The sequence below is a fragment of the Caulobacter sp. B11 genome, from assembly GCF_002737765.1.
Lineage (GTDB): Bacteria > Pseudomonadota > Alphaproteobacteria > Caulobacterales > Caulobacteraceae > Caulobacter.
Window position 1 is genome coordinate 1 of sequence record NZ_PEGG01000044.1, and the last position, 8,461, is coordinate 8,461.

At 67.6% G+C, this 8,461-nt stretch carries 9 protein-coding genes and 1 pseudogene; all 10 read left to right on the forward strand.

All coding sequences use genetic code 11. The annotated features are described in order from the left end of the window. Positions 1 to 1,492, forward strand: a 1,492-nt coding sequence (locus tag CSW58_RS03075; protein WP_143755062.1) for an autotransporter outer membrane beta-barrel domain-containing protein, incomplete at its 5' end; no start/stop codon positions are given. 298 nt (positions 1,493 to 1,790) lie between these two features. After that, a complete protein-coding gene (locus tag CSW58_RS15605; protein ID WP_255406530.1) occupies positions 1,791 to 2,540 on the forward strand; it encodes a porin in 750 nt (249 codons plus the stop codon). Continuing rightward, positions 2,423 to 3,331: an OprO/OprP family phosphate-selective porin gene (locus CSW58_RS15610; RefSeq protein ID WP_255406532.1), complete on the forward strand. Its 909-nt coding sequence runs from the start codon at positions 2,423 to 2,425 to the stop codon at positions 3,329 to 3,331. Before CSW58_RS15605 ends, CSW58_RS15610 begins: the two co-directional genes overlap by 118 nt. 31 nt (positions 3,332 to 3,362) lie before the next feature. After that, positions 3,363 to 4,469, forward strand: a complete 1,107-nt coding sequence (locus CSW58_RS03085; protein WP_099446260.1) for a sulfate ABC transporter substrate-binding protein — start codon at positions 3,363 to 3,365, stop codon at positions 4,467 to 4,469. A 131-nt stretch (positions 4,470 to 4,600) separates the two neighbouring features. Continuing rightward, positions 4,601 to 5,251 (forward strand): annotated as a pseudogene (locus CSW58_RS03090) (sensor histidine kinase); the annotation flags it as partial. Between the two features lie 24 nt (positions 5,252 to 5,275). After that, complete coding sequence (locus tag CSW58_RS03095) at positions 5,276 to 5,740, forward strand: response regulator (RefSeq protein WP_099446261.1); 465 nt, start codon at positions 5,276 to 5,278, stop codon at positions 5,738 to 5,740. Between the two features lies 1 nt (position 5,741). Then, entirely contained in the window at positions 5,742 to 6,020 is a 279-nt protein-coding gene (locus tag CSW58_RS03100; protein WP_099446262.1) for a SemiSWEET family sugar transporter, read from the forward strand. 84 nt (positions 6,021 to 6,104) lie between these two features. After that, entirely contained in the window at positions 6,105 to 7,019 is a 915-nt protein-coding gene (argB, locus tag CSW58_RS03105) for an acetylglutamate kinase (protein ID WP_099446263.1), read from the forward strand. After that, positions 7,016 to 7,675 (forward strand): pyrimidine 5'-nucleotidase, encoded by a 660-nt coding sequence (locus tag CSW58_RS03110; protein WP_099446264.1) that lies wholly within the window; start codon positions 7,016 to 7,018, stop codon positions 7,673 to 7,675. Before argB ends, CSW58_RS03110 begins: the two co-directional genes overlap by 4 nt. A gap of 3 nt (positions 7,676 to 7,678) precedes the next feature. After that, positions 7,679 to 8,461: 2,3,4,5-tetrahydropyridine-2,6-dicarboxylate N-succinyltransferase (locus tag CSW58_RS03115; RefSeq protein WP_236627620.1), on the forward strand; the 783-nt coding region annotated here is incomplete at its 3' end.

Here is an 8,461-nt window from a genome sequence, read left to right on the forward strand (position 1 = left end):
TCAGCGGCGGGCCTTCATGGCCGGCGCCCTGTCCGATTCCGGCGGCGACCTGGCCATCAGCCTGGGCTCGGGCGTCCTGAACATCACCAACAGCGAAACCATCAACATCACCAGCCTGGACATCGCCTCGACCGGCAAGCTGGTGTTCACGGCCGACCCCGCCGCCGGCACGGCGACCAAGCTGGTCGCGTCCGGCGCGGTCAATATCGCCTCGGGCGCCTCCCTGGGCCTTCGCTTGACCAGCCTGCTCAAGGATCCGAAGACCTATACGGTCATCACCGGCGGCAGCCTGACCGCCGGCGCGATCAACCAGGACCTGCTGGGCAACGCCCCCTACCTGTACAAGGCCAGCAGCCGAACCGACGCCAACAACGCCTATATCGACGTGCGTCGTCGCACGGCCGCCGAGATCGGCATGTCGCGCAGCCAGGCTTCGGCCTATGACGCGGTGGTCGGGGCCCTGGGCCAGAACACCGACCTGGCCAGCGCCTTCCTGCGTCGCAATGACCGCGACACCTTCCTTGAATATTACAACCAGATGCTGCCCGACCAGGGCGAGGGGCTGTTCTCGGCCCTGGCCTCGGCCAACCAGCAGATCTCGGCCGCCACCGCCATGCGGCCCGATCCCGGCGACCGTTATGGCCCCGACAGCATCTGGGTCCAGGAACTCAACACCCTGGTCCGTCGCGACTCCGACGCGACCCTGGGATCGGACACCCAGGCCCTGGGTTTCGTCGGCGGCTACGAGGCCATGGGCGACGCCGGCGGGGCCCTGGGCCTGACCCTGGCCTTCGTCAGCGTCGAAGAGCATGACATCGCCGCCAAGGTGGGCGAACAGACCTCCAGCTCCTTCCTGCAGGGCGGCGCCTATTGGCGGCGCGCGGTCGGCGGCTGGCGCATGAACGCCGGCGGCGGCGGCGGCTATGGCTGGTTCGAAGGCGACCGCCGCTTCATCGCCGGCGACGACGACGCCGACGGCGCGGCCGACCTGATCCTCAAGAACTCGGCCAAGTGGAGCGGCGCGACGGCCAACGCCTTCGCCGGCCTCGGCTACGAAGCCAAGTTCGGACGTTTCTACGCCCGGCCCGAAGCCCGGTTCGACTATCTCTGGATGCGTGAAGGCGAGCGCAAGGAAGCCGGCGGCGGCGCGGGTTTCGACCTGCTGGTCGATGAACGCACCTCGAGCAACCTCAGCGGCGAGGCGGGGGTCGCGCTCGGCGCCGACTTCGGCTCGGACGTCTGGTGGCGCCCCGAAGTGCGGGTCGGCTATCGCCAGACGATCGCCGGCGAGGTCGGTGACACCATCGCGCGGTTTACCGGCGGCAACCCGTTCACCCTGGCGGCCCTGGACGACAAGCAGGGCGCCCTGACCCTGGGCTTCGCCGTCCGGGCGGGAACGCCGATGTCCTACCTGGCCCTCGAGGGCTCCGCGGAAGCCACCAAGCGCCAGAAGAAATACAATGTGCGCCTGATTGGCCGGGCGATGTTCTAGAGGCGGCGACGGGCCCGCACGAAAGAGCTTCGCGGCTCAGTTCCCGGTCTGCAGACTTTCCGAAGGGCCCGCGCCATGGCGCGGGCCCTTTTCGTTGCGCGCCACGCTGCGACTTAACGTCGCTTTCGCACTTCCCGTTGGGACTTGGAAAGATCAGTCTTCATACGGTGCCGAAATCGGCAGTCGTCTGAAGGTTTTCTGACAGTGCCCCTATTTTAATCTCTATATCGCCGGTCGATTTTAGAGGTCCATATTCGCAAGCGGGTCGACGTCCAACGAGGCGTCGAAGGGAAAGTCCATGACAGAACCAAGAAACGTCCTGCGCACCGCCCTGATCGCCGGAGCCTCGCTCCTGGCCATGAGCGGCGTCGCCCAAGCCCAGACCACCGCCTCGCCGGCCGACCAGCAGGCGAGAATCGAGGCCCTGGAAGCCCAGCTTCAGGCGCTGGCGGCGCAGATCGCCGACCTGAAAACCACCACTGCGGCCGGCATCAAGGAGGTCCGCGCCGCCCAGGGCGCCACCACGGTCAGCCTGGCCAATGGCCGCCCGACGATCTCGACGGGCGACGGCGCGTTCTCTGTCGCCGTCCGGGGCATCTTCCAGGCCGACGCGGCCTATTACGACCAGGCCTCGGCCGGGCCCCTGGCCAGCGACAGACGCCGAGGCTCGTTCAATGACGCCGCCGAAAACGACCGGGCCCGCGACCTGTCCGACGGGGTCAATATCCGTCGCGCCCGCCTGGGCGTCGAGGGCAAGCTGTTCGGCGCCTTCGACTACAACATGATCTATGATTTCGGCGGCTCGGGCGCGGAGGAAGCCGGCAAGATCTCGTCGGCGTGGCTGCAATATAGCGGCTATCCGGTGAAGCTGCGGGCCGGCGTCTATGCCCGGTCACCAGCCTGGAGGACGCCGCCAACAACACCGGCTCGCTGTTCGCCGAGCGCGCCTCCGTCGCCGAGACCGTGCGCGGCCTGGCCGGCGGCGATGGTCGCGCGGCGATCGGCCTGCTCTCCAACGGCGCCCGCTGGAACGCCTCCCTGTCCCTGACCGGCAATGTCGTCACCACCCAGACCTTCGACGAACAGGTCGGCCTGGTCGGCCGCGTGGCCTATGTTCCGCTGAAGGGCCGGGACTGGCTGATCCATGTGGGCGCCAACGCCAACCTGATCCTCAGCCCGGCGGCCACGGGCCCGGATGTCGCCTCCACCGGCGGCGCGCCCAGCGCCATCCGCCTGCGCGATCGTCCGGAACTGCGCGTCGACGGCGCACGCCTGATCGACACCGGCAGCATCGACACCGACAGCGTCAGCGCCTACGGCCTTGAATTCGGCGCCCAGCGCAAGAACCTCTATCTGCAGGCCGAGTACTTCGACATCAGCGTCGAACGCCGGACCAGCGCCCTGTCCAATCCCGACTTCGACGGCTGGTACGTCCAGGCCGGTTGGACCCTGACCGGCGAGGCGCGCCGCTACTCGACCGCCACGGCCGGTTTCGACAATCCGCGTCCCGCCAAGGCCTTTGATCCCAAGAAGAACCAGTGGGGCGCCGTCGAGCTGGGGATCCGCTACTCGACCTTCGATCTGAACCACATGGCCGGCGGTCAGGGCACGACGCCCGTGGCCGGCGCGATCCGCGGCGGCGAGCAAAACATCCTGTCCCTGGGACTGAACTGGTATCTCAATAACGCTGTTACCGTCTCGGGGGCCTATCGCAACGTCGAGGTGCGGCGCCTGTCGCCCGGCGGCACGGCCTTTGTCGCCGGCTCGACCCCGACGGCGGGATCAGAGGTCGGCCAGGACCTGAACATCTGGTCGCTTCGAACCCAGTACGCGTTCTAGCCTTTCAAAACACCGAGGATGCACCCGACTCATGACCCGGACTTTCTTTGATCCCATGCGTCGGCGCATCCTCGGCGCGGCCAGCGCCGCAGCGCTTGTTCCCACCGTCGTGGCAGGCTCCGCCCGGGCCCAGGGCGCCAAGCCTCTGACCCTGCTGAATGTCAGCTACGACCCCACCCGGGAACTCTACAAGGACATCAACGCGGCCTACATCAAGTACTGGCGGACCAAGGTCGGCCAGACCCTGACCATCAACCAGAGCCACGGGGGATCGGGCAAACAGGCGCGGTCGGTGATCGATGGCCTGCAGGCCGACGTCGTCACCCTGGCCCTGGGCTATGACATCGACGAGATCGCGGCCCGGGCCAGGTTGCTGCCCGCCAACTGGCAGTCGCGCCTGCCCGACAATTCCACGCCCTATACCTCGACGATCGTGTTCCTGGTCCGCAAGGGCAATCCCTGGAAGATCAAGGACTGGGGCGATCTGGTGAAGCCGGGCGTCGAGGTCATCACCCCCAACCCGAAGACCTCGGGCGGCGCCCGCTGGAACTATCTGGCGGCCTGGGCCTGGGCGCTGAAGCAACCCGGCGGCAACGCGGCCAAGGCGGAAGCCTATGTCGGCGACCTGTTCCGCCATGTGCCGGTGCTCGACACCGGCGCGCGCGGCGCCACCACCACCTTCACCCAGCGCGGCATCGGCGACGTCCTGCTGTCCTGGGAAAACGAGGCCTATCTCGCCCAGGAGGAGCTGCCGGGCAGGTTCGACATCGTCTATCCGTCGATCTCGATCCTGGCTGAACCGCCGGTGGCGATCATCGACAGGAACGTCGACCGTCACAGGACCCGCCTGGCCGCCCAGGGCTATCTGAACTTCCTCTACAGCCCCATCGCCCAGGATCTGATCGGCAAGAACCACTATCGTCCGCGCAACCCGGCGGCGATGGCCAAGTATGCTGGCAAGTTCAAGCAGATCCCGCTGGTGACGATCGATGGCGCCTTCGGGGGCTGGAAAAAGGTCCAGGCCGTGCATTTCACCGATGGCGGCGTCTTCGACCGGATCTATCGACCCGATAGGACCGGCCCCCGCGACCCGCGCGATGGCGAGATCCCGCCAGGGGTTTCGCCGATCGGCGTTTGAGGTCACTGTCGGGAACCTGACGGCGGTGGACGCGTTGAGCGCGACTGGGGACGTCGGCGAGGACTCGGGCGCACATGCAGGACCTGACGGAATCGCAACGGGCCGGCGACCCGCCCCCTGCCCAGGTTGACCTGGAGGCCCTGGTCGCGGAGCGAACCCGGGACCTGACCAAGGCGCTGGAGCAGAAGACCGCCCTCCTGCACGAGGTCGACCATCGGGTTAAGAACAACCTCCAGCTCATCTCGTCCCTGCTGCTGCTGCAGAACCGACGGGTGACCGATCCTGCGGTGAAGGCCTCGCTTCGCGGCATTCTCGAACGGGTCAGCGCCATCGCCACCGTGCATCGTCGGCTCTTTCAGAGCGACGACGTTGAACGCTTTGACGTCTCGGCCTTCGTCCGCGACCTGGTCAGCGACATGATGGGCACTTCCGGGCGCGAGGACATCCGCGTCCGCCTCGACCTGGAACGCGTCGATGTCGCCGCCGCCAAGGCCGCGCCCCTGGCCCTGGTGATCAGCGAACTGTTCTCCAACGCCCTGCGCCATGCCTTTCCCCCCGGCCATGGCGGCGAGATCTTTGTCGGCATCAGTCGCGACGACACCGAGTTTCGGATCGAAATCGCCGACAACGGCGTTGGTCTGGCGCAACCGACGACAGCGTCGGGGTTCGGCCTCACCATCGTCCAGCTGCTCTGCCAGCAACTGAAGGCGAGGAACGAGACCTCGTCCGCCGATCCGGGCGTCCGCGTGGTCATTCACCTGCCGGTGAACGGCGCGCACTGAGCGTTTTGAGAGGACTGAGCATCCATGAGCGCGCAACCGCTCGAGGTTCTGATCGTGGAGGACGAGGTGCTGCTGGCCACCGAGCTGGAGTACCTGCTGCAGGAACTCGGCTGCCATACGGTCGGCATGGCCATGAACTCTGAAGAGGCCGTGGCCATGGCCGAGGCGCTCAATCCCGATCTGGCCCTGGTCGACGTCCATCTGGAGGACGGCCCCACCGGCGTGGACGCCGCCCGTCGGATCAAGGCCGATTGCGGCGGCGTGGTCCTGTTCATGACCGCCAATGTCAAGCGCCTGCCCGAGGACTTCGCCGGCGCCTGCGGGGTGATCGGCAAGCCCTATTCCGAGCACGGTGTGAAGACCGCGATCACCTTTCTGGGCGCTTGCCTGCGCGAGGGCAGCGCGCCCGGCCTGCCCCCGGTCGGCCTGCAGTTGTCGCCGGCCTACGCCGCTCGCTGGGGCCTGGGCGATCTGGCGCGCGCGGGCTGACATGGCCGGGTCGCCCGTCGCGGTCATTGTCGGAACCCTCGCCGCCCTGCTGTCGATCGCCAGTTTCGCGCCGCAGATCGTGAAGATCGTCAAGGCGCGCGACGCCAGCGCCGTGTCGCTGCGAACCTATGTGATCACCGTCGCCGGCTTTGCGACCTGGATGGCCTATGGCGTGATGATCGGCGCCTGGCCGGTGGTCGCCTCCAACCTGGCCTGCCTGCTGATGGCGGCCGCGGTCCTGGCCCTCAAATGGCGGTTCAGGCGGCCCGCCCGCCGCTGAACCCGCCGCGCTTCGCCGTCGGCGCGTGACAGGGGGGCATGGTCGGCTATCGAACGCGCGCCTTTGCCTTACAGGACCGCCGCCTTGACCGATGTCGCCGAGGAAGCGGGCTGGGCCACCGCCAAGACCCTGGCTGAAGCCCTGCCCTATATCCAGATCTACGACCGCGAGACGGTGGTCATAAAGTACGGCGGCCATGCCATGGGCCAGGAAGACGTGGCCAAGGTTTTCGCCGCCGACGCGGTGCTGCTCAAGCTGCTGGGCGTCCATCCGGTGGTGGTGCATGGCGGCGGCCCGCAGATCAGCCGCATGCTCGAGCGGGCCGGCGTCAAGTCGACCTTCGTCGACGGCCTGCGCGTCACCGACGAAGCGACCATGGAAGTGGCCGAGATGGTGCTGTCGGGCGCCATCAACAAGGAAATCGCCAACTGGATCACCCTGGCCGGGGCCGAGGCCGACGTGCGCGGCGTGGGCCTGTCGGGCAAGGACGCCCGGATGATCACCGCCGAAAAGGTCACCCGCACCAAGCGCGACCCCGACAGCAATATCGAACAGGTCGTCGACCTGGGCTTCGTGGGCGAGCCGACCAAGGTTGATCCCCACATCATCCAGGCCCTGTTGTCGTCGGAAACCGACTACATCCCGGTGATCGCCCCGATCGGCGTCTCCGAGGCCGGACAGACCTTCAACATCAACGCCGACACCGTGGCCGGAGCCCTGGCCGGGGCGCTGAAGGCCAAGCGGATGCTGATGCTGACCGACATCGCCGGCGTCCTCGACGCCGACGGCAAGCTGATCCGTCAGATGACCCTCAAGGAGGCCCGCGCCCTGATCGCCAGCGGCGTGGCCAGCGGCGGCATGATCCCCAAGCTCGAAAACGCCATCCATGCCGTCGAAGCCGGGGTCGAGGCGGTGGTCATTCTCGACGGCCGCCGCCCCCACGCCATGCTGGTCGAGCTGTTCAGCGAGCACGGCGCCGGCACGCTCATTTCGCGATGAGTCCAGATCTCGCCCACCTCGACACCTGGCTGTTCGACCTGGACAACACCCTCTATCCGGCCGAGTGCGAGTACATGGCCCTGATCGAGGGCAAGATGACCGACTTCATGGAGCGGGAAACCGGCCTGCCCCGTGACCAGGCGCGGGCGATCCAGAAGAAATACTACCACGAGCACGGCACCACCCTGGCCGGGCTGATGGCCCATCACGGCATCGCGCCCAAGGCCTTCCTGGACGAGGTCCACGACGTGTCGATGGACCGTCTGACGCCCGATCCGGTGCTGCGCGACGCCATCGACCGCCTGCCCGGCCGGCGGCTGATCTTCACCAACGGCTCGGTGGGACATGCCGAACGGGTCCTGGGCCATCTGGGCCTGGACCATCTGTTCGAGGACATCTTCGCCATCGAGACGGCCGACTATCTGCCCAAGCCGGCCATGGCCACCTTCGAGAAGATCGTCGCCCGCCACGCCCTGGCGGCCCCGGCCACGGCCTTCTTCGAGGACAGCGAGAAGAACCTCGCCCCGGCCGCCGAGCTGGGCATGACCACGGTCCTGGTCGGGGCCCACGCCGCCGCCTCGACCGCCGACTTTGTCCACCATCGCACGAACGACCTCGCCGGGTTCCTGACCCTGGCGCGCCTCAAGGACCTCTGAGCCATGACCCTCACCGTCAGCCTCTCTGACCTGCAGACCGAGATCGAAGCCGCCTGGGAGGCCCGCGACAGCGTCTCGACCGCCACCACCGGCCCCGTCCGCACCGCCGTCGAGGAGACCCTGCTGCTGATCGACGCCGGCCAGGTTCGGGTGTCGGAAAAGATCGACGGCGAATGGACGACCCACCAGTGGCTGAAGAAGGCCGTGCTGCTGTCCTTCCGCCTCAACCCCAACCGCGTCATGCACGCCGGCACCCTGGGCGGCGCCGTGGGCCGTGGTGGGACAAGGTTCCCAACAAGTTCGACGGCTGGGACGCCCCGCAGTTCGAAGCCGCCGGCTTCCGCGCCGTGCCCGGATCGATCGTCCGTCGCGGCGCCTTTGTCGGCCCGCAACGTCATCCTGATGCCGTCGTTCGTGAACATCGGCGCCTATGTCGACGAGGCCACCATGGTCGACACCTGGGTGACGGTCGGCTCCTGCGCCCAGATCGGCAAGCGCGTCCACCTGTCGGGCGGCGTCGGCATCGGCGGCGTGCTCGAGCCCCTGCAGGCCAACCCGACCATCATCGAGGACGACTGCTTCATCGGGGCCCGCTCCGAAGTCGTGGAAGGCGTGATCGTCGGCCAGGGCTCGGTGCTGTCGATGGCGTGTTCATCAGCGCCTCGACCAAGATCGTCGACCGCAAGACCGGCCAGATCCACATCGGCAAGGTGCCGCCCTACAGCGTCGTGGTCCCCGGCAACCTGCCGACCCGAACGGCGGCCCGGGCCTCTACTGCGCGGTGAT